This is a genomic window from Ilumatobacteraceae bacterium (assembly GCA_033344875.1).
Lineage (GTDB): Bacteria > Actinomycetota > Acidimicrobiia > Acidimicrobiales > Ilumatobacteraceae > Ilumatobacter.
In genome coordinates, this window is the sequence record JAWPMO010000001.1 from 2,663,379 (window position 1) to 2,684,515 (window position 21,137).

Below are 21,137 nucleotides of genomic sequence, written 5' to 3' on the forward strand. Positions count from 1 at the left end.
CTCGGCGACGTCACCCGTCGGCGAGGAATCCCCAGTCGGCAACGCTGACGATCGGGCCGAGTGACGGCGCGACCGACACCCCGCCGATGTCGTCGCGGAATGCGGTGAAGGCCGGCTCCACGTAGAGCGGGACGGCGGGGACACCACCGACCAGCATCTCGTCGATCTCGGCGAACACCGACGCTCGCTCGACCGGGTCGCCCGTCGCAGCTGCCTGCTCGAATGCGTCGTCGAGATCGGCGTCGGCGTACGCACCGACGTTCACGCCGCTGCCGTCGCACCCGTCGATCGTGGCGGGGCATGCGTCCGACGCGAACGAGAACTCGGTGGCGATCGGGTCGCTGTTGAGGATCCGGTACTGCAGCAGCAGGTCGAACGCACCGGTCGTCAGCCGCTCGTTCGTCAGCGCCACGTTCGCCGGCGTGCCGGTGATGTCGATCCCGATGTCCTGGAGGGCCGTCTCGACCGCGAGCGCGGTGTTGATGCTGTCGGAGTCGGCGTTGAGCACCAGGGTCAGCGCCAGGTCCTGGCCGTCCTTGCGGCGGAACACCGTGTCGTCGGGCCGGACCCATCCCGCCTCGTCGAGCAATCGCTCTGCTTCCTCGACGTCGTGCAGATCGGCGAACGGTTGGTCGTTGCCACGTTGCGCCGGAGCGAACACGAGGCTGTTCCACGGCGCCGCGACCGAGCCGGTCTTGCGCCCCACTGCGATGTCCGCGATGAGCGCGCGGTCGAGCGCGTGGAGGATCGCCCGCCGCACCAGCGGGTCGGCCAGCGGCCCGGACCGAAGGTTCAGGGTCAGCTGTACGCCGACGTCGGCGTCGCCGACGATCACGGCGGTGTCGTCCAGCGCTGCGGCGTCGAGCACCTCGGTGCGTTCGATGTCGTCGACCCAGATCATGTCGACCTCACGGCGACGCTGCGCCTCGACGAGCGCGTCCGAGTCGGGGTAGGTCGCGAACGCCACTCGATCGAGCGCCGGTGCCGTGCCGGTCCAGGCCGGGTTCCGTGCGAACGCGACCTCACCGGGATTCTGTCGCGTGGCCAGCTGGTACGGACCCGCCGAGAACTCGACCCCGTCGGCGAGGAACGTCGCTGCGGTCCCACCGCTGTCGAGGTGACCTCGCCAGGCCGCCGCCGAGACGATCGGATGGATGGTCGAGAACATCAGGTACGCCGCGCCGTTGGGTTCGGCCAACTCGATCTCGAGCGTGACCTCGTCGACGGCTACCACGGCGATCACGTCGTCGTAGAGCGCGGTGTTGACGGCGTTGGTGCCCGGTGTGGTGAGGTACTCGAACGTCGCGACGATGTCGGCGGTCGTGACCGGCTCGCCGTCGTCCCAGACCCGATCGTCCCGGATCGACCAGCGCAACACGAGGGGGTCGTCGCCGGCGACGGGTGGTCCGGTGGCCAGGCTCGGGTACGGGTCGAGCTGTGCGTCGATCTCGTACATGACCGGCAGCACCGAACCGGCGAACAGCTTCGCGGTGTCGAGGCTGGCGTGGGGATTGGCTTCGGACAGGTCGAGGCTCGTGCCGACCTCGACGCTGCCACCGGATCGGAGTGCTGGAACGTCGGCTTCGCTCGTCGGAACCGACGACACGGCCGGCGTCGAGGGAGCCGACGGTGCCGTCGACGCGACCACCGCATCGGCCGTGGTGTCCGTGTCGGTCACGACGGACGTGCCGGTCACGACGGACGTCTGAGCCACCGGGATCGCGCCATCGTCGACCGGTGCGGCGGCCCGGCGACCGGCCAGCACCAGCCCGCCGACCACGACCAGCGCTCCGACGAGGACGAGCGCCACGACGTGCCGGCGTCGGGGACGCGGCCGAGCGGTCGGGCCGGTTTGCTCGCTTCCGCTCGACCCGATCGGGAGCGCGGCGACCAGATCGGCGGCGCGGTCGAAACGGTCGTCCCGGTCCTTGGCCAGGGCGCGGGCGAAGAACCCGTCGAGCGCCGGGTCGCCGGTCGGCGGGATCTCGTCGACCGAGTGGGCGAGCAACGTGCTGACCATGTCGTCACGGGCGAACGGCGACCGGCCTGTGACGGCGTGGAACGCGACGCAGCCGAGCGCATAGATGTCGGACCGATGATCGACCGGTTCACCGCGGGCCTGCTCGGGCGCCATGTATTCCGCAGTCCCGATACTGCCCGTCGTGTACCGCCCCAGTTCTCGGGCCGAGGCGGCGATCCCGAAGTCGCTCAGGTACGGCCGGCCGTCCTCGATCAGGATGTTCGCCGGTTTGACGTCGCGATGGATCAGACCGGTCGCGTGGGCAGCGTCGAGCGCGTCGCCGATCGGACGGAGTACGGCGGCGACGGCGGCCGGCGACATCGGTGCGTCGCGCTCGATGACGTCGGCGAGCGTCTCACCGTCGACGAGCCGCATCGCGAGGTAGTACAGGCCGTCGTCGTCACCGGCCTCGTACACGGGCACGATCGACGGATGATCGAGCGAGGCCGCCGCTCGCCCCTCGCGCTCGAACCTGCGGGCTGCCGTCGGGTCGCGGGCGACCAGTGGATCGAGCACCTTGACGGCGACGTCACGGTCGAGTCGGAGCTGGCGGGCTCGCCACACCGATCCGAACGACCCCTCGCCGAGTGGCTCGACGAGTTCGAAACCGCCCAACCGGCGCCCGTGCAGATCGTCCCCGGCCATCGTCGCGAGCGTAGGCCAGCCCCGCCGCGCCGGGGCACGACCGCCCGTCCGCGCCCGTCCGGAGCACTACCGTCGAGTCGATGGCGGGCCGGCCGAAGCTCCTCACGCGAGCGCCACGAATCGACGAACGGCTCGTCCGGCCGCGCCTGGTCGACGCCGTGGCGGACCACCCGATCGTGATCGTGTCCGGCCCACTCGGGTCGGGCGTCACGACCGCTGCCGCACAGATCGCGGCGGCGACGCAGCCCGGTTCGACCATCGCCTGGTGCCGACTCTCGGCCGGATACGACACCGCCGGCGACCTCGTCGGCATGGTCGCCGAGACGCTCGGCCGCGAACCCCCGCCCGTGCGCCGGGTCATCGAACTCGCCGACCAACTCCTCGAGCTCGCCGAGACCGGCCCGCTCACGATCGTCGTCGACGACCACCAAATCGCCGCCGACGGCGACGTCGACCGGATGCTCGCCGAGTGCGCCGGGCTCCTGCCACCGGGCACGCGCATCATCGTCGCGGCATCGACGCGACCGGCGGGACTGATCGGCCTGCTCCCGGCATCGCTTCGGGCGGTGCTGGGTCCGGATGACCTGGCGTTCACCGATGACGAGGCCGTCGCACTGTTCGAACGACACGGCGCCCACGCCGCAGCGGCCTCACGGTGGAACCGCGAACTCGGCGGATGGGCACACGGCATCGACGCCGGCGCCCACGCCCCCGACCGCGACCCGGCGCTCCACCTCGCCGCGCTGCTGGAGCAACTCGTCGCGGCCGATCCGACCGGCGGCGACCTGGTCGACGCGGCCGCAGCGACCACCTACCTGACCCACGGTCTCGCGACCGGGCTCGGCATCGCGATCTCGCCGGATGCGCTCACCTCCCTGTCGGCCTCGTCGCCGCTCCTCAGCGACCACGACGGGTACGTCCGCCTGACCGAACTCGCCGCGACGACACACCGCTCGGCGATGACGCCGGAGCGCGTCCTCCAGCTCCGACGAGCGGCGGCCGGCATGATCGCCGACGACGACCCCACGACGGCGATCGACCTGCTGCTCGATGCCGACGCGCCGCACGCCGCCGCCGACGTGCTGGCCGACCATCTCTCCGAGATCGGTGTCGAGCGGGCACTGAACTGGCTCTACCGTCTTCCGGCCGATCTCCGTCGACGCTTCCCACCGGTCCTCGCCGCGGGACAGGCCACCGTCGAGGTCGACGTCGCGCTCGCCGACGCCGAGACCCGGGTCGCGCGGGCGACCTCCGAGCGGTCGCGACGCGAGGCGCTCCTGGCACTCGGATCGGTCGAGGCACACCGGGGCGAGCTGGCCGCCGCCGCCTCCGCGTTCGAGGCCGCCCTCCGCACGACGAACGCCGACCCCGCATCGGCCGAACGCATCTCCGCCGAGTTGGCGGCGACGCGCTGGTACCTCGGCGACATCGTCGGAGCACGCGCTGCGCTCACCACCGTGGGTCACTCCCCCTTCGGCAGGTGGCTGACCGCCCAGATCGACATCGTCGACGCGACGCCACCGACGACCACCGGCATCGAGACACACGACACCGACGACGTCTACACCCGCTCGACCGAAGCGCTCGTTGCGCTGACCGGGCCGACCGACGACAAACGGGCCGCCGAACTGGCCGCGGCGGCGTACGCATCGGCGGTCGACGGCGGTGGCGATCCCTTCGTGGCGGCCTCGGCGGTCTACGCGTGGAGCCTGCTGCGAATCGGGCGCGTCGACGAGGCGCTCACGGTCGCCGACACACTCGAGCGTCGTGTCGGCCCCCGGCATCATCTCGGCCGTCTCCACGGCGCGATCATCCGCGAACGGTGCAGTCGGGTAGGCGACGACACCGGACGCAACGATCGCGACCGACGACGACTCCGCGATCTCCGCGCCCGTGGCTTCGCGACGGTCGAGCAACTGGCATCACGTGTGCTCGACGAGTCGACGAGCACGGCCGTCGACGGGTCGATCGAGGTGCAGGTGCTCGGCGAGCACGCGGCCCGGTGCGACCGACGACGGATCACCCGCTCCGACTGGAAGTCGAAGAAGGCGTTCGAGGTACTGACCGTGCTCGCTGCCGGTGGTGCAGGCGGACGTCGCCGCGAGGAGGTCATCGAAGCCGTCTGGCCGGGACGGCCGCCCGACAAGGGACGCACCCTGCTGCGGACGGCGCTGAGCGAGATCCGCCGAGTGCTCGAACCCGAACGACCGCCCGGCGAGCCGTCGAGGCACCTGGTCGCCGGCGACGATGTCGTCACCGTCACCGGGCGCCTCGACCTCGACCGCATCGAGGCGGCGCTCGACACCGACCCGACCGCCGCCTTCGAGGAACTGCGCCCCGGCCTGGCCCCGACCGTCGCCTCCGCCGAGTGGGCCCAGGACTGGGCGGGACAGGTCGAACGCCTCACCGTGCGGGCCGCCATGCAGGTGCCCGACGACGCCGAACGCCCCCAACGCATCGCTGCGTTGGAGGCGTTGATCGGGGCCGAGCCCTGGCAGCGGGCCCACTACGACTCGCTCGCCCAGCTCCATCGGGAGGGCGGTGACGAGGCGGCGGCAGCCGACGTCGAGCGTCGCTGGTTCGCCGACGATTGATCAGTCGACGCCGCAGCGCGTCAGCCAGTGGGCCGATCCGTCGTGCAGTGCGAGGTTGGCATCGTTGGTGACCGTCGATCCGTCGGTCAGCGTGAACTCGACCGTGAAGGGGATCGCCTCGGGGAAGGTGATGGCGCCGTTCGGGGTGTCGAGGTCGAGCGGGCCGGGGACCCCGACCGAGAGCGTCTCGGCACCGGTGATCGAACCGGCGGTTCGGGCGACGTACTCCGAGCAGACCGACTCACCGAACGCCAGCGGCACCGAGGGGTGGAGGGTGGCGAGCAGGTCGTCGACGTTGCCGGTCGTGTGGTCGTCGACGAAACCGATCAGGAAGTCCTCGACCTCGGCCTCGGCGTTCGCCCGCTCATCGGCTGCGTCGGCCTGCTCATCGGCTGCGTCGGCGGTGTCGTCGGCGTCGACCTGGGAGTCGAAGTCGAAGCACTCGTCGTCGAACACCGGACCCTCGTCGGAGTCGACCGGGAACACCACGCCGGGACCCTCGTCGAGCGTCGGCAGCAGGTCGATCGGATCCGAGGAGTCGGCGCCCTGCAGGTCGAACCGGGTGAGCTCGTGCTCGCCGTAGCTGTTGATGCCGAGCGGCGTCTCGAACGCTCCGTCTTCGACCGGCACCTGGACCGGCTCGCCGCCGTTGATCGTCGGGCCCTCGACCCAGATCCAGCCACCGTCCAGGCCGTAGACCTCGCCGCGGACCCAGATGCCGGAGGCGGCGTTCTGCTCGGCGACCTCGGCGTGGCGGACGTCGACGCACACCTGCCGGAGCCCCGGAGGCCCGGCGGCCACCTCGTCGGTGGCCGAATCGGTGTCGTCACCGGTGTCGTCGGTCGTCTCGTCGTCGGCCGTCTCGTCGGCGGTCGTCTCGTCGGCGGTCGTCTCGTCGCTCGGCTCGTCGACGACCAGCGATGTCTCCTCGTCGCCGGCGGCATTCGGCGGCGTCATCTCGAACCACAGGTCGTCGAGGTCACCGTGCTGGTCCGGGGTGACGTATTCGATTTCGACCGTGAGGCTGGTCGTGCCGTCGGCATGCTGCACCTCGGTCACCGTGAGGTAGATGCACAGGTAGACGTTGTCGCAGGGCGGGCCGCCGACCTGCGTCGCCCCGCCGTCCTTGTCGTCGCGGGCTCGGTAGCCGGTCGGCTCGTCGGCCACGACGACGTAGGTGCCGGCCTTCGGCGTGAACGAGAGTGACGCCTCGCCGGTCGAACCCGTCGTCCCGGACGTCACGGTGGCGCCGGTCGCGTCGAGCAGGCGGACGGCCACGCCGCTGAGCGCCTGCTGCGACGTGTCACGCGCCGACACCGTCAGCGCCTGCTCGGTCGTCGGATCGGCGGGGACGATGGGATCGCCGGCGGCGCTGTCGTCGCCTCCGGCGATCACGAAGAACCCGATCACGAGGGCGATGATGCCGATCAGGGCGGTGGCTGCTGCGGTGGTGCGGTTGAACTTCATGACGTGCTCCTCACGTTGCGGTTGGTGTATCGACACCTTCCGCCGGCATCGTGAGAACGGCGTGAAACTCGCCGGCACCGTCCGACGGGATCGAGCCGATGCGGCTCTGCCAAGATCACCGAATGAGCAAGCTGAACGACGACCCGCGCATCGATCCTCGGATCAAGGCCCTGCTCGGCGGCCTGCCGAGCGTGCCCCAGGCGGACGTGAGCGACCGGGCCGAGCTGCTCGCGGAAGCGCACTCACCCGAGGGCCTCGCCGAGCGTCAGCTCGCCGACACCCTGATGGACTCGCTCGACAGCGTGGACATCGCTCCCCGCGCGGGTCTCGACATCAGCACGCTCGAGTTCACCTCGGCACCCGACGGCAACACGGTCAAGATCCAGCTGATCCGCCCGGAGGGCGACGGCCCGTTCCCATGCGTCTACTACATCCACGGTGGCGGCATGCAGACGATGTCGTGCTTCAACGGGATGTACAGCACGTGGGGCCGCCTGATCGCCCACCAGGGCGTCGCGGTCGCGATGGTCGACTTCCGCAACGCGCTCCACGCCTCGTCGGCACCCGAGGTCGAGCCGTTTCCCGCCGGGTTGAACGACTGTGTGTCGGGGCTCCGCCACATCGTGTCCAACGCATCCGAACTCGGCCTCGACGCCGACCACGTGATCGTGGCCGGTGAGAGCGGCGGCGGGAACCTCACCCTCGCCACGGGCATGCAACTGGCCCGCGACGGCGACATCGGTCTGATCCGTGGGCTGTGGGCACTGTGCCCCTACATCGCCGGCGAGTGGCCGCAGGACCGGTTCCCGTCGTCGATCGAGAACAACGGGATCCTGCTCGACCTGGCGTCCAATCGCGGCAGGCACGCCTACGGGATCGAGGCGTTCGAGGCCGGCAACCCACTGGCCTGGCCGTCGTTCGCCACCGAGGACGACGTGCGCGACTTCCCCGCGACCGTGATCAGCGTCAACGAGTGCGATCCGCTGCGCGACGAGGGCATCGAGTTCTATCGGCTGCTCGTGAGGGCGGGCGTCGCCGCCCGCTGCATCCAGGCGATGGGAACGGTCCACGGCACCGAGGTGTTCGCCGTGTCGTGCCCCGACATCAGCGCCGAGCGGGCGGCGAGTATCGCCGAGTTCTGCCGGAACGCCTGACGACGGCCCGATCACTCGCCGCGGAACTGCACCAGCCCGCCGCCGTCGAGCACGATCGCCTGCCCCGTGATCCACGAGCCGGAATCGGCCGCGAGCCACAGCGCCGCCGCGGCGATGTCCTCGACCTCACCGAGACGGCCGAGCGGATAGGAGGCGGCGACCTCGTCGCCGCGCTCGCCGTCCCAGAGCATCTTCGCGAAGTCGGTCTTGATGAGGCCGGGACAGATCGCGTTCACGCGCACCTTGGGGCCGAGTTCGGGCGCGAGCTGCTTGGTCAGGTGGATCAGTGCGGCCTTCGTCACGTCGTAGACACCGAGCGCCGCATTGGTGCTGAGCCCTCCCACCGACGAGATGTTGATCACGACGCCGCCGTGCTCCTGCATGTGCTTGCGCCACACGAGTTGGGTCCAGAACAGCGGTGCGGTCAGGTTGACCTCGAAGGTCTTCTCCCAGCGGGGCAGGTCGACGTCGATCGTCGGGCCGGCGTACGGGTTGGTGCCGGCGTTGTTGACGAGGATGTCGACCCCGCCGATCCGCTCGATGCAGGCGTCGACGATGCGGTCGGCATCGTCGAGCTTGCCGACGTGGCCGGCCTCCCACACGCACCCGTTGCCGATCTCGTCCGCGGCCGCCTCACACGCATCGGCCTTCCGACTCGTGATCATCACGGTGGCACCGGCGTCGGCGAACATCTTCGCGATCGCCTTGCCGATACCACGGGAGCCTCCCGTGACCAGTGCCGTCTTGCCGTCGAGTCGCAGATCCATACCCGGATCGTAGGACCGACCGGTCCGCGCCGACGATGCGTGGGCGTGCCCGCCTCAGGCGCTCGTCAACACGGGCAGGAGGGCGGCTGCGACCTCGGCCGGCCGCTCCTCGTGCGAGAACAGCCACGCGTCATCGATGACCGTGAGTGCCGCGTCGGAGAACGTGTCGACCATCTCGCGTGCCCAGGCGACCGGGAAGAACGGATCGCGACCGCCCCACACGAGTTGCACCGGCACCTCGATGCGCCGATGGACCTCGGCGAGCTCGCTCACGTACCGAACGTCGAAGCTGTGCAGGAGGGCGACCGCCGCGTCACGGCGTCGACGGTCGGTGTGGATCGGATCGAGGAAGAACTCGGCGAAGTCTCCGTCGAGGAGCGATCGATCGGCGAATGCCCCACCGAACGCGAGCGGATTGCGACGGAGACGACGGCTGCCGACCAGCCATCCGAAGACCGCACCGAAGCCGGGCAGCCGGCGCGCCAGGAGAAATTGCCGGAATCGCCACGTGAGCCCTTGCGGCTGTTCGGTGTCGATCAACCCGAACGCCCGGACCCGTGGGTCGCCCGCCAGCGCGTGGCGGGCGATCAACCCGCCACTGTCGTGGCCGACGACGGCGACGCTGTCGAGCCCCAGCAGGTCGGGCAGACGACGGACGGTCTCGATGTGCTGATCGACGGTCAGGACGGTGTTCGCCGTGAACCGGCTGTCGCCCGCGCCGGGCAGGTCGATCAGGTGGCAGGTGATGTGCTCGGCCAGGTGCGGCAGCAGCTGACGGAACGTGGCGCTGCTGACCGGCCACCCGTGGACGAACAGCACATCGGGTCCGCTTCCCACCGTGCGGTAGGCGACCTCACCCTCACCGACGTCGATGTATCGCTGGGGCGGGCGGCGGAACAGTTCGACGGCTTCGTCGGGTGTCGGAACGGTCATCGGGAACCTCCTGGGTCGTCGGGAGCTGGTCGCTCGTGCCCTCGCACGGCTCGTGACCGACCCCGTCGTTTGTAGTGATCACTTCAAACGATAGTCGTAGTGATCGCTACGATCAACCCCGATGGGTCACAAACACAGCCGCGACGAGATCCTCGCGGGGGCGCTCGCGACGGCGTTCGACGAGGGTCTGAGCCAGATGACCTTCGGCCGCGTCGCCAAGCGACTCGGGATCAGCGACCGAACGGTCGTCTACTACTTTCCGTCCAAGGACGACCTCGTCACCGACGTCGTCGTCTCACTCGGCATCCAACTGCAGGAGACGCTCGCCGACGCGTTCACCGCTCGGGCCGCCGACCACGTCGAACTGCTCCGAGCCGCGTGGCCGGTCCTCGCCACCGCGGAGGCCGATCCGATCTTCGCGCTCTACTTCGAGGCGAACGGTCTCGCCGCCGCGGGCCGCGAACCGTACCGGTCGCTGGTGCCGCAACTCGTCGAGGCGTGGATCACCTGGCTGACCGACTTCGTCGAAGGATCACCCGAGCAGCGCCGGACCGAAGCCGAAGCCGCGCTCGCGGTCGTCGATGGGCTCCTGCTGCTGCGCCAGCTGGCCGGCGCCGAACTGGCGGATCGTGCTGCCGTCCGCCTCACCGGCGAGCACGCGCCCTGAGCGAATCGGGCAGCGGGCGGATGAGAGCCGGGTGCGGGAATCGAACCCGCGACCACATGATTACAAGTCAAGTGCTCTGCCAACTGAGCTAACCCGGCGCGCCGACAGAGTATCGGCCGGGTCGGCGCCGCAAACGCGCCGGATCACAAACGTGTCGCGTCACCAATAGTGGTTTCGACCGCCGACCGCGCGACCGGTGGCACCCAGGATCCAGAGGATGATGCCGACCACGAGCAGGATCCCGCCCAGGGTGTAGAGGATGCCGATGTTCGCCAGCGCTCCGATGAGGATGAGGATGATGCCGAGGATGATCATGCGCTGGTGATACCGCATGGACTCGGTCGCCAAACCCATCGGACCCACGTGGGCCGGCGGGCGGCATCGAGCGAGCCGCCCCGGCGGATCAGAACTCGCGCCAGGAGACCAGTTCGCCGGTCACGATGATCCGGTACAGCAAGCTCGTCGGCGCCCACGGGTCGGGGTAGGCGCTCTTGGTCCGGTCGTAGCCGACCGTGCACGCCACCAGCGACATCGTCGTGCCGGGGTGGAAGCGGGTGGCCGCGAGGATGTTGGCGTTGTTCTTGTCGGTCAGGTCGCGCCGCACCACGCGGTACGTGTACTCGCGACGATCCCCCGACGAGACCGTGAACAGGTCGCCGGTCTTCAGGTAGTGGAGGTACCGGTACGGTCCCCCCGCTTCGGTGCGGTGCCCGAACAACGCCACGTGAGCGTTCTCGGTGCCCAGGTACCCCGTCCCCGACCAGTGCCAACTGTGACCGGAGTCGGTGATGCTCGCGGCGTTGCCTTCGTAGACGGTGCTCGTCAGACCGATCGGTGGCACCTGGAGAATCCACGGGGGCGGCGGGGGCGGCGGTGTCGGATTGACGTACACCGGCTGCTGCGCCGCCTTGGGTGCGCCGGTGAAGTAGCCGGCGAGGTCGACGAGCACGTGTGCGCCGTGCGACGAGAAGACCTGCACGCCGTGGGTGGCCGTGACCGGCGTGATCACGTGGTTCGGCACGACCTGCCCGGCGCCGGAGAAGTTGACGTTCGACGTCGTGGTGATCCGCTGGCGGGCACCCGTGACCGTCAGGAAACCCGGCCCTCGGGTCTCGACGCCGGTCACGTTGGCCACGATCGCCGACGCGTTGGCGGCGATCGCCGCGGGCATCTTCACCTCGACGACCCAGTTCTGCCAGAGCTTGCCCATCTGGCCCGGCAGGCGCGTGTCGAGCAACCGCACCGGGTCGACCGGGACGAACAGCCCGTTCTCGGACGACGAACTCGTCTCGCCGGTGAAGTGGCCGACGACATCGACGATCAGCTTGGCCGGGAACAGCGTGAAGACCTTGATGCGCCGTCGTCCGTCGATCGTCGGGACCGGCACGATCACGCCGGCGGCGCGGGTGTCGCCGGCGCGGGACACGTTGAGGCTCGATGTGCCGGGGTCTTCGTCCTCGGTGGCGTCGTACGGCAGCGCCGTGAAGAAGCTCGGCCCGGTGGTCTCGGTCGCGGTCAGGTTGACGACCACCGACGAGGCGTCACGCGGCACGTACCTCGTGACGTCGACGACGGTGTACGACCGGCTCGCCACGAGATTCGGACGGGTGTCGAGTGCACGCTGCGCGTCGGCGAGACCGACGAACCGCCCTGCCGTGACCGCCGAGTCGACGGGCTCGTAGTAGCCGAGCACGTCGACGATCACGTCACACCCGTTCAGCCAGTAGACGTCGATCGAGCCGCCGTCCCCGAGCTTGACCGTGGCGAGGTTGGCGTTGACCTCACCGGGCGACACGAGGTTGAGGTTGCTGGCGATCGGCACCTCACCGCCCGCCGGGAACACGGTGACGAAGTTGGGTTGCGAACCGTTGACGGCGGTCACCGTCAAGACGGCCGCCGACGCCTGCGGCGAGACGTCGTGTTCGCCGGCGACGACGACGCGGACGCGATTCGGGTCCGGCCTCGTGAAGGCGTATCGGGCCGGCTCGCGGGTGTCGACGACACGAACGGCCGACGGCAACGCCACGAACCGGCTCGCTCCGGCGGGGCTCGCCGCCGCGGCGGACCCCGTCGGGACGGTGACGGCGATCGCCGCGACACCGGCTGCGGCCCCGGCGCCCGCCAGGAAACGGCGACGGCCGAGCCGAGCGGCACCGACGACCTCGTCGCTCGACGGGTCGAGTGGTGTGGAGGGGTCGAAGGCGCTCATGATCGACTCCTGGCCGTCATTCCGGTCGTGGTGCCCGATGACGTGCGATCTCGTACGTCGCGAGCGCTGCCGCGGCCGAGACGTTGAGCGAGCTCAAGCGGCCCGACATCGGAATGCTGACGATCATGTCGCAACGCTCACGGACGAGCCGCGACAGACCGGCGCCCTCGGCGCCGAGCACGACGCAGACCGCCTCGGTCGCGAGGTCGGAGATCTCGAACAGGGTTCGATCGGCGGCGTCGTCGAGGCCGATCACCCAGATGCCGGCGTCGCGCATCCGCTGCAGCGTGCTCGGCAGCCCCGAGACGACCGAGATCGGCAGGTGCTCGATCGCGCCGGCCGATGCCTTCGCGACCGTCGGCGTGACGTGCACGGCCCGATGCCGAGGGAGCACCACGGCGTCGACGCCGGCACCGTCGCAGCTGCGCACGATCGCGCCGAGGTTGCCCGGGTCGGTCACCCCGTCGACGGCGACCAGGAACGGCGGCTGCGCGCCCCGGCGTCGGAGGAACTGACCGAGGTCGGCCTCCTGCAAGGGCGCCGCCATCGCCAGCACCCCCTGGGGGGCCTCGCTGCGCGCCGTCGTCTCGAGCCGCTTGCGCGCCACGTACGTGATCGGCACACGGTTGGCCGCGGCGATGGTCTGGATGTCCTCGACCGCTTCGTTGTCCTGCAGCTCGGACGAGATCCAGATCTCGTGCACCTTGCGGCGTTGCGCGAGCAGGAGTTCGCGGACGGCCTGGCGCCCCTCGACCTGTTCGCCGCCGAGCCCCTTGTTGCTGCGGGCCGGTTTGGGATCGCCGTCGCGGCGGGTGGGCCCCGTGCGACCGGCGCCACGGCTGCGCGGCGGCCCGGAACGGCGGCCGGCGGCGGCCCGGCCGCCACGGCCCTGGCCGGGCCCGCGCTTCTGTCGGCCGCTCACGAGGTCGCCTCGGCGGTGATGACGGCGACGGCGAGCGCCATGATGCCCTCGTGCCGGCCGATGGCTCCGAGGCCCTCGGCCCGTCGGCCCGACACCGTGACCGGCGCGCCGGCGGCATTGGTCAGGTTGCGCTCCATCTCGTCCTTCCGCTGAGCGATCTTCGGGCGTTCACAGACGAGCTTCACGTCGATGTTCCCGATCGACCACCCAGCTTGTCTGACCATGACCGAAACCGCCGACAAAATCTCGAGAGAATCCGCGTGCGCCCAGGTCGGGTCGGTGTCGGGGAAGTGCCGACCGAGGTCACCGAGGCCGGCTGCTCCGAGCAGGGCGTCGGCGGCTGCGTGCGCCGGAACGTCGGCGTCGCTGTGCCCGACGAGGCCCCGCTCGCCGTCGAATCGACAACCGCCGAGCACGAGCGGGCGCGCCTCGTCGTCGCTGTGGCGGTGGATGTCGAAGCCCTGTCCGACCCGGATCATCATGCGTGGTTCACTCCTCGGCCGACCGGCCGACGCCGTCCATGATGGCAGAACGCACCCAGGCCAGATCATCGGGATGTGTCACCTTGCGGTTGCTCGCCTCGCCGGCGACGACGACCACCCGTCCGCCGCACGCTTCCACCAACGATGCGTCGTCGGTGCCCTCGGCGGCGCCGGCATGTGCCGCACGCAGTGCTGACGCCCGGAACGCCTGCGGTGTCTGCACGGCCACCAGCGTGGACCGGTCGGGCGTGTCGATCACCGAGCCAGACGGATCCACGATCTTGATCGTGTCGGACACGGCGACACCCGGCACCGCACCGTCGGCGCCGGCACGGACCGCGTCGATCACGGCGCGGAAGAGTTCGGCCGACGCGAGCGGGCGGGCCGCATCGTGGATACAGATCACCGAACAGTCGTCGGGCACGTGCGCCAACCCGGCGCGGACGCTCTCGGAGCGGGTCGCACCGCCGGCGACGGCCGCTTCGCGCTCGGCGTCGGCGGCCGGTACGACCACCACGACACCGTCGGAGACCTCCGCCGCGATGCGTCGCGACCGATCGATGATCCGCTCGTCGCCGATCGGTTCGTACTGCTTCGGGCGACCGAATCGCTGCCCCGAACCCCCGCCGACGACGATCGTCCAGACGATGGGTGGGGGCGGCACCCGATCGAGGGTAGTACCGTGGCTGAACGATGACCGACCATGTCGAGCGGCTCTCCCGCACCTCGTTCTTCGCCGACGCAGCTCCCGCACAGCTCGAACAAGTCGCCGCGTCCGGCCAGGAACGCGACCTCGTGCGCGGCGACGTCCTGTTCAACGAAGGCGACGCCCCCGATGCCCTCTACCTGGTCACCCGCGGTCGGATCGCGATCGCGATGTCGAGCCCGATCGACCGGCGCGAGAGCGTCGTGGCGCTGATGGAGCCCGGCGACCTGTTCGGCGACATGGGCATGCTCGACGACGGACCCCGGTCGGCCCTCGCCCGGGCACTCGAGCCGTCGGCGGTGCTCCAGATCCCGTTCGAGCCCGTTCGGACCCTCTTCAACGAAGACCCGCGCCTGCTCTGGAACGTCGCCCGCCTCCTCGCCACCCGGCTCCGGGTGATGGATGAGGTGCTCGCCGACTCGGTGTTCCTCGACGTCACCGGTCGGACCGCCAAGCGGCTGCTCGAACTCGCGAACGGCTCCGACGACTTCCAGCTCCCGGTCACCCAGGAAGAACTCGCCGGCATGGTCGGCGCGTCACGTGAACGTGTCAACAAGGCGATCGCCAGCTTCATCCGGCTCGGCTGGCTCGAACAGCACGATCGCAACTACCGCATCGTGCAGCGCGACCGGCTCGAGCTCCGCTCACGCTGACCCCGGACGGCAGGATGACCGGGCGTCAGGCGTCGCGACGCTGGTCGAGCACCGTGCCGATCACGACGAGCGCTGCTGCCACCGCCGCGAAGTAGACGAGGCCCATCGGGCGACCGAGCGCTTCGACGCTCGACTCGGACGAACCGGCGGCGGCGTTGATCGCCGCGTTGTACGGCATCCATCGGGTGGCGTTGTCCCAACCGAGGAGGCTGAGCACCAGTCCGACCAACCCCTCGATCAACAGCGGCCACAGCAGCAGGATCGTCACCGTCGCCGGCGAATTCCTGATGATCAGACCGAGACCCATCGCGAACAGCGTGACCGACACGGCGAGCACGATGACGCTGATCAGCGACGCGAGCACGCCGTCGTCGCCGAGCGAGATCGACAGGTCGCGCACCGACAGGATCATCGAACCGACGAACCACGAGACGAACACCGCGATGGTCGTGATCACGGTGACGACGACCGAGTTCACGATCACCTTCGCCCCGATCACCCGGAGGCGACCCGGGGTCGCGGCGTACGTCGGCCGGATCGTGTTGTGCGCGTAGTCGGACGTCACGCTGATCGCCGACATCGCGCCGAGCAGCATCGCCGACACGACGCTCAGGCCGACGATCAGACCGGAGATCTCGTCGGAGTCGACCCCGGAGCCCCAGTCGGCGAAGATCGCCACCAGCGTGACCACGACGATCGGGAACGCCACCGCGATGATCGCGAGGACCCAGTGGGCGAGGATCGTGCGGAGCTTGATGAACTCGGCGCGCAGTGTGTTGATCATGATGCGCTCCCCGAGCGGTATTCCTGGCTGGATGCGGTGGCGGTGAGGAACGCGTCCTCGAGCGACTCGGTCTGACCGGACAGTTCGTGGAGGACGATGCCGTGTGCGTGGGCTGCCTCGCCGATCGCTTCGATGGTGAGGCCACGGACGTCGGCTCCATCGGGTGCCGTCGCGTCACCGATCAACTTCACGGTGGCTCCGGCCTGGTTCACCACCTCGAGCAATTGTGGCAACTGCGGGCTCTTCACCCGGACCCACGAACTCGCGTGCTTCGCGACGAACTCGGCGACCGACGACTGCTGGATCAGCCGGCCCTTGCCGATGACGATCAGGTCCTGGGCCATCAGGGACATCTCCGAGAGCAGATGGCTGCTGACCAGCACGGTGCGTCCCTGGTCGGCGTAGTGCCGAAGGAAGTCGCGCATCCAGCGGATGCCCTCGGGGTCGAGGCCGTTGGCCGGCTCGTCGAGGATCATCGTGGACGGATCGCCCAACAGTGTGCTCGCCAGGCCGAGACGCTGCTTCATGCCGAGCGAATAGCCCCGCAGCTTGCGATCGGCGACGTCGGTCATGCCGACGAGTTCGAGCACCTCGTCGACCCGGTTCATCGGGATGCCGTTGCTGGCGGCCAGCCAACGAAGATGGTTGCGGCCGGACCTGGCCGGATGGACGTAGCCGGCGTCGAGCAGCACGCCGACCTCGTGGAGCGGTGCCGGCAGATCGCGATACTGCTTGCCGCCGAAGCTCGCCTCACCCCGCTCGTACCGGTCGAGGCCGATCATGCAGCGCATGGTCGTGCTCTTGCCGGAGCCGTTGGGGCCGAGGAAGCCGGTCACCCGGCCGGGTTCGACGTCGAACGACAGGTCGTCGACGGCGACCACCTGGCCGAACCGTTTGGTGAGATTGCGGAGCTGGAGCACGCCGACATCAGACCAGGTTCGCCGCGCTTCCACAACGACCGTTCGGCCGATACGGGGTCGTCCTCACGGCGGACGCCCTCGCACGGGTGCGCGGTGGCCTACTTCGCGAACGTGTCGATCATGAGGCGCACGTCGGGCGCGAGCGGGTACAGGATCGGGCAGGTGCAACCACTCGCCACGTACTCGTCGACCTTCTCGCGGACCTCGTCGGGCGTGCCGGACGCCGTGATCATCTGCACGATGTCGTCGGGTACCAGCTTGCTGGCGGCCACCACCTCGTCGTGCGTCGCCGGCCAGGTGAGCACCTGCCCGATCTCGTCGAGCAGCTCTTGCGGCACACCCGAGGCCTTCATGATGTGCGGCTGCTGACCCAGGTACTGGGTGACGAGCAGGCGGGCACCGTCGAGCGCGGCCTGTCGGTCGGTGTCGACCGAGCACACCACGAGCTGCGGACGATCGATGTCGTCGAGGGTGCGCCCGGCCTTGGCCGCACCCCGCTCGAGCGCTTCGAGCGCCCGCACGTTGTAGTCGGGGCTCACGAGGTAGTTCAGCACCGCGCCGTCGGCGATCTCACCGGTGAGCTCCATCATCTGCATGCCGGTGGCGCCGATGTAGATCGGGACGTCCTTCGGGCGGCGCTCCTGGTGCACGTAGTCGAGTTCGACGCCGTCGAGCTGAACATGGAACCCGTCGATCGACACCGTCTCGTTGTTGAGCAGGCCACGCACGGCTTCGACCACTTCACGCATCACCTTGAGCGGCCGCGCCCGGTCGATGCCGACCTTCTCGGCCAGCGGATCCCACCAGGCACCGAGTCCGCAGATCATGCGACCGGGTGCGAGGTCGTCGAGGGTCGAGAACGTGCTCGCCAGACGTGCGGCGTTGCGGGTCCAGATGTCGATGACGCCCGAACCGATCTTGATGCGGTCGGTCGTGGCGCCGAACGCCGCCATCGGCACGACGGCGTCGCGCACCAACCGGCTGTCGGCCTGCCAGACGGCGTCGAATCCCTTGGCCTCGGCGTAACGCACGAGTTCGATGCCCTCGTGCAGGGGGTGGGCATCCTGGAGGTACAGCGCGACCTGATCCATCCCGCGAGTCTCCCACATCCGTTGTACGAAACGTACAAACTCGGATCCGATCGACCTGCCGGAAGCAACGCCTGCATCCGGATGCCGGTCCCGGTCCGTAGCCCGTATGTTGACCCGACACCGGCGCTGCGCGCCCCGACCCCAGGACGACCCGACCGACGATGTTCCTCGCACTCAAGGAGATGGCCAGAGCCAAGGTCAGATTCGGAATGCTGATCGTCGCGATCGGGATGCTGGTCTTCCTGATCCTGTTCCAGCAGTCCCTGCAGAACGGTCTGCTCACCTCGTTCGTCGGTGCGATCCGCAACCAGTCGGCACCGGTGCTCGTGTACTCGGTCGACGGCCAACGGGTCATCCAGGGCAGCATCATCACCCCCGACCTGGAACAGCTCGTGCGCTCGACCGACGGCGTTGGCGAGGTCGGCCGGATCACCCAGGCCACGTTCACGGTGACCGCCGACGGCGAGCGCTACGACACGACGCTGCTCGGCTACGACGATCCGGCGCTCGGTGCGCCGTCGGAACTCATCGCCGGCGAGTTCCCCGACGCGCCGGGCGAAGCGATCGGGAGCGATGCCGACGCAGCGCAGGGTTTCGGTGTCGGCGACACGGTGTCGATCGCACCGAGCGGATACGAGCTGACGATCGTCGGCCTGGCCCGCGACGTGCAGCTCAACGCGGGGCCGACGTTGTTCGTGGGAATCGACGACTACACCGACGCCCTCCGGTCGGTGAACCCCGACGTGAGGTCGGTCCTGCCCAACGTGCTCGCGGTGTCCGGCGCCGACGGGCTCTCCGACGCCGACGTCGTCGACCGCATCAACGACCGGTCCGAAGCGCTCGACGCGCTGACCAAGAACGACGCCGCCGACGAGACGCCCGGCGTCAGCCAGGTCCGCCAGTCGTTCATCATCATCTTCTTCCTCTACGGCCTCGTCGTGCCGTGCGTGACCGGCCTGTTCTTCCTCATCGTCACGTTCCAGAAATCGGGGGCGCTGACGCTGCTGCGTGCGATCGGCGCCCCGGCCGGGCGTCTCGTGTGGTCGCTGCTGTTCCAGGCCATGCTGATCGTCACCGCCGGCTACCTGATCGGCCTCGCGCTCTACACGCCGGTCTCGCAACAACGCCTCGGCGGCATCCCGCTCCGATTCGAGACCACGGCGGTCATCGTGTGGGCCGCGCTGCTCCTCGTGCTCGGCGTCGCCAGCTCGCTGCTGTCCGCGCGCCGGGTGCTGGCGATCGATCCGATCGAGGCGACGACCGGTGGGGCGAACCGATGAGGCTCGCACTGCGCGAACTCCTCCGGCGTCCCGGCAAGTTCGTCACGGCGACGCTGATCCTGACGCTGATCGCGATCCTGCTGATGTTCCTCGGCGGGCTGCTCGACGGCCTGATCCGTTCGTCGACCGGTGCGGTGCGAGCCCAGCAGGGCGACGCGATCGTGTACTCCGAATCGTCGCAGGCATCGTTCATCCGGAGTCGGATCGACACCGACGTCACCGCCGGCATCGCCGATCTCCCCGGCGTCGCCGAGGTCGGCGGTCTGGGCGTCGTCCAGCTCGGCGCGCGCGTGCCGGGCAACGGCCCACGCGATCTCGCCAACGTCGCGGTGTGGGGCTACGAACTCCCGCCGGTCGGCGTGCCGGAACCACCGGCGCCGGGCGAGGCATGGGCCGACTCGGTGCTCGCGGCCGACGGTGTGGAGCTCGGCGACGAACTCCTCGTCGGTCCGTCGCGCACGCCGATCATCGTCGCCGGCTGGGTCGACGACACCTCCTACAACGGCCAGGGTGGGCTCTGGACCGGTGTCGACACGTGGCGTGATGTCCTCGTCGACAACCGGCCCGACGCCGTGCTCGCCGATGGCGTGTTCCAGGCGCTGGTGGTGCGCGCCGACGGTTCGACCGACGTGATCGCGGACATGACGACCGCATTCGGTTCCGATGTCGAGGCGTTGTCGGTCACCGATGCCGTCGACGCGATCCCCGGTGTCACCGAGCAGCAGACCACCTTCAATCAGATCCTCGGGGTCACCGTCGTCATCGCGCTCGTGGTGATCGCCCTGTTCTTCGCGCTGCTCACGGTCGAGCGGGCGAGCCTCTACGGCGTGCTCAAGGCGATCGGCGCGAGGTCGCGAACACTGATCGTCGGCCTCGTCGTCCAAGCCGTGGTCCTGACGCTGATCGCCGCCACGCTCGCCGGCGCCGCGGTGATCGTGCTCGACCTGCTCATCCCGCCGGGCTCGATCCCCCTGTTCATCTCGCCGGGCCGGATCGTGTCCAGCGTCGCCCTCCTCCTCGTTGCCGCCGTCGTCGGCAGCGCGTTCTCACTCCGCCGGGTCCTGCGCATCGATCCGGCCGCTGCCCTCGGGAGTTCCACATGACGAACCAGACATCACCCGCCCCGACCAAGACCTCGGCCGGAGCGCCCCCGGCCCTGCACATGACCGACGTCCGGAAGGTGTACCGCATGGGCGACAACGAGGTCGTCGCGCTCGACCATGCGACGCTGACGGTCGCCGCCGACGAGATCATCGCCCTCGTCGGCCCCTCGGGTTCGGGGAAGACCACCCTGTGTTCGATCGCCGGTGGGATCCTCGCTGCGACCCAGGGCTCGGTCGTCGTCGGCGGCGAGGAGATCACCGACTACGGCAGCAAGCAGCTGACGACGTTCCGACAGAATCAGGTCGGGTTCGTGTTCCAGTCGGTCAACCTCGTGCCGTTCCTCACCGCCAGGGAGAACCTGCTGGTCGTCGACGAACTCGGCCGTCGCGAAGGCAAACCGGCCCGCGATCGCGCCGACCGGCTGCTCGACGAGCTCGGGCTCGCCGACCGGGCGAAGAACCTGCCGTCGCAGCTGTCGGGCGGGCAGAAGCAGCGCGTCGCGATCGGTCGCGCATTGATGAACGAACCCGAACTGGTGCTGTTCGACGAGCCGACCTCATCGCTCGACACCGAACTCGGCGGGCAGGTCATGGAACTCATCCGGTCGGAGATGAAATCGCGGGGCACGGCGGCGATCGTCGTCACCCACGACGAGCGGATCACCGACCACTGCGACCGCACCGTGCGGATCACCGACGGCGTCATCACCGCCTGACGACGCGTCCGTCGCCGCGGCGAC

Annotated in this window: 19 protein-coding genes and 1 tRNA gene; 7 read left to right on the plus strand and 13 right to left on the minus strand. The window is 69.6% G+C overall.

Features of this window, described 5'->3' with window-relative positions; all coding sequences use genetic code 11:
• Positions 1-10: 10 nt before the first annotated feature.
• Positions 11-2,665, minus strand: coding sequence for an ABC transporter substrate-binding protein (locus tag R8G01_12565; protein MDW3214828.1), 2,655 nt, complete (start codon positions 2,663-2,665; stop codon positions 11-13).
• An 80-nt stretch (positions 2,666-2,745) separates the two neighbouring features.
• On the opposite strand from R8G01_12565, the gene R8G01_12570 reads away from it, so the two are divergent.
• On the plus strand, positions 2,746-5,259 hold the full coding sequence (locus tag R8G01_12570) for a hypothetical protein (GenBank protein MDW3214829.1): 2,514 nt from the start codon (positions 2,746-2,748) through the stop codon (positions 5,257-5,259).
• Here the strand turns inward: R8G01_12570 and R8G01_12575 are convergent, their stop codons facing one another.
• The gene (locus R8G01_12575) at positions 5,260-6,726 is read right to left on the minus strand and encodes a hypothetical protein (GenBank protein ID MDW3214830.1); all 1,467 of its coding nucleotides are present in this window, start codon (positions 6,724-6,726) and stop codon (positions 5,260-5,262) included.
• A 122-nt stretch (positions 6,727-6,848) separates the two neighbouring features.
• Here R8G01_12575 and R8G01_12580 point away from each other — a divergent pair, with 122 nt between their 5' ends.
• Complete coding sequence (locus R8G01_12580; GenBank protein MDW3214831.1) at positions 6,849-7,880, plus strand: alpha/beta hydrolase; 1,032 nt, start codon at positions 6,849-6,851, stop codon at positions 7,878-7,880.
• Positions 7,881-7,891: 11 nt separating this feature from the next.
• Here R8G01_12580 and R8G01_12585 read toward each other — a convergent pair whose 3' ends face one another.
• Together R8G01_12585 and R8G01_12590 are read right to left on the minus strand one after the other, a co-directional pair.
• Positions 7,892-8,647, minus strand: a complete 756-nt coding sequence (locus tag R8G01_12585; protein ID MDW3214832.1) for an SDR family oxidoreductase — start codon at positions 8,645-8,647, stop codon at positions 7,892-7,894.
• Between the two features lie 54 nt (positions 8,648-8,701).
• Positions 8,702-9,580, minus strand: a complete 879-nt coding sequence (locus R8G01_12590) for an alpha/beta hydrolase (GenBank protein MDW3214833.1) — start codon at positions 9,578-9,580, stop codon at positions 8,702-8,704.
• Positions 9,581-9,701: 121 nt separating this feature from the next.
• On the opposite strand from R8G01_12590, the gene R8G01_12595 reads away from it, so the two are divergent.
• Positions 9,702-10,247, plus strand: coding sequence for a TetR/AcrR family transcriptional regulator (locus tag R8G01_12595; protein ID MDW3214834.1), 546 nt, complete (start codon positions 9,702-9,704; stop codon positions 10,245-10,247).
• Positions 10,248-10,272: 25 nt separating this feature from the next.
• Here the strand turns inward: R8G01_12595 and R8G01_12600 are convergent.
• From R8G01_12600 to ispD, 6 genes are all read right to left on the minus strand, one after another.
• Positions 10,273-10,345, minus strand: a tRNA-Thr gene (locus tag R8G01_12600).
• Positions 10,346-10,406: 61 nt separating this feature from the next.
• Positions 10,407-10,562, minus strand: coding sequence for a DUF6131 family protein (locus R8G01_12605; protein ID MDW3214835.1), 156 nt, complete (start codon positions 10,560-10,562; stop codon positions 10,407-10,409).
• Positions 10,563-10,650: 88 nt separating this feature from the next.
• Positions 10,651-12,456 (minus strand): sortase, encoded by a 1,806-nt coding sequence (locus R8G01_12610; protein ID MDW3214836.1) that lies wholly within the window; start codon positions 12,454-12,456, stop codon positions 10,651-10,653.
• 16 nt (positions 12,457-12,472) lie between these two features.
• Positions 12,473-13,378 carry a 23S rRNA (guanosine(2251)-2'-O)-methyltransferase RlmB gene (gene rlmB, locus R8G01_12615; GenBank protein ID MDW3214837.1) on the minus strand — a complete coding sequence of 302 codons (906 nt, stop codon included), beginning with the start codon at positions 13,376-13,378 and terminating at the stop codon, positions 12,473-12,475.
• A complete protein-coding gene (ispF, locus tag R8G01_12620; GenBank protein ID MDW3214838.1) occupies positions 13,375-13,860 on the minus strand; it encodes a 2-C-methyl-D-erythritol 2,4-cyclodiphosphate synthase in 486 nt (161 codons plus the stop codon). Before ispF ends, rlmB begins: the two co-directional genes overlap by 4 nt.
• A gap of 7 nt (positions 13,861-13,867) precedes the next feature.
• Positions 13,868-14,524, minus strand: a complete 657-nt coding sequence (gene ispD / locus R8G01_12625) for a 2-C-methyl-D-erythritol 4-phosphate cytidylyltransferase (GenBank protein MDW3214839.1) — start codon at positions 14,522-14,524, stop codon at positions 13,868-13,870.
• Positions 14,525-14,553: 29 nt separating this feature from the next.
• On the opposite strand from ispD, the gene R8G01_12630 reads away from it, so the two are divergent.
• Positions 14,554-15,219, plus strand: a complete 666-nt coding sequence (locus R8G01_12630) for a Crp/Fnr family transcriptional regulator (GenBank protein MDW3214840.1) — start codon at positions 14,554-14,556, stop codon at positions 15,217-15,219.
• 25 nt (positions 15,220-15,244) lie between these two features.
• Here R8G01_12630 and R8G01_12635 read toward each other — a convergent pair whose 3' ends face one another.
• The 3 genes from R8G01_12635 to R8G01_12645 all read right to left on the minus strand — a co-directional run bounded on the left by R8G01_12635 (position 15,245) and on the right by R8G01_12645 (position 18,014).
• Positions 15,245-16,003, minus strand: a complete 759-nt coding sequence (locus tag R8G01_12635; protein ID MDW3214841.1) for a hypothetical protein — start codon at positions 16,001-16,003, stop codon at positions 15,245-15,247.
• On the minus strand, positions 16,000-16,923 hold the full coding sequence (locus R8G01_12640; GenBank protein MDW3214842.1) for an ATP-binding cassette domain-containing protein: 924 nt from the start codon (positions 16,921-16,923) through the stop codon (positions 16,000-16,002). The genes R8G01_12635 and R8G01_12640 overlap by 4 nt, the downstream gene beginning before the upstream one ends.
• 98 nt (positions 16,924-17,021) lie before the next feature.
• Positions 17,022-18,014, minus strand: a complete 993-nt coding sequence (locus tag R8G01_12645) for an LLM class flavin-dependent oxidoreductase (GenBank protein ID MDW3214843.1) — start codon at positions 18,012-18,014, stop codon at positions 17,022-17,024.
• 161 nt (positions 18,015-18,175) lie between these two features.
• Here R8G01_12645 and R8G01_12650 point away from each other — a divergent pair, with 161 nt between their 5' ends.
• From R8G01_12650 to R8G01_12660, 3 genes are read left to right on the plus strand one after another with little or no spacing between them, the layout of a single operon-like run.
• Positions 18,176-19,294: an FtsX-like permease family protein gene (locus R8G01_12650; protein MDW3214844.1), complete on the plus strand. Its 1,119-nt coding sequence runs from the start codon at positions 18,176-18,178 to the stop codon at positions 19,292-19,294.
• On the plus strand, positions 19,291-20,397 hold the full coding sequence (locus tag R8G01_12655) for an ABC transporter permease (GenBank protein MDW3214845.1): 1,107 nt from the start codon (positions 19,291-19,293) through the stop codon (positions 20,395-20,397). Before R8G01_12650 ends, R8G01_12655 begins: the two co-directional genes overlap by 4 nt.
• Complete coding sequence (locus tag R8G01_12660; GenBank protein ID MDW3214846.1) at positions 20,394-21,113, plus strand: ABC transporter ATP-binding protein; 720 nt, start codon at positions 20,394-20,396, stop codon at positions 21,111-21,113. Before R8G01_12655 ends, R8G01_12660 begins: the two co-directional genes overlap by 4 nt.
• Positions 21,114-21,137: the final 24 nt, after the last annotated feature.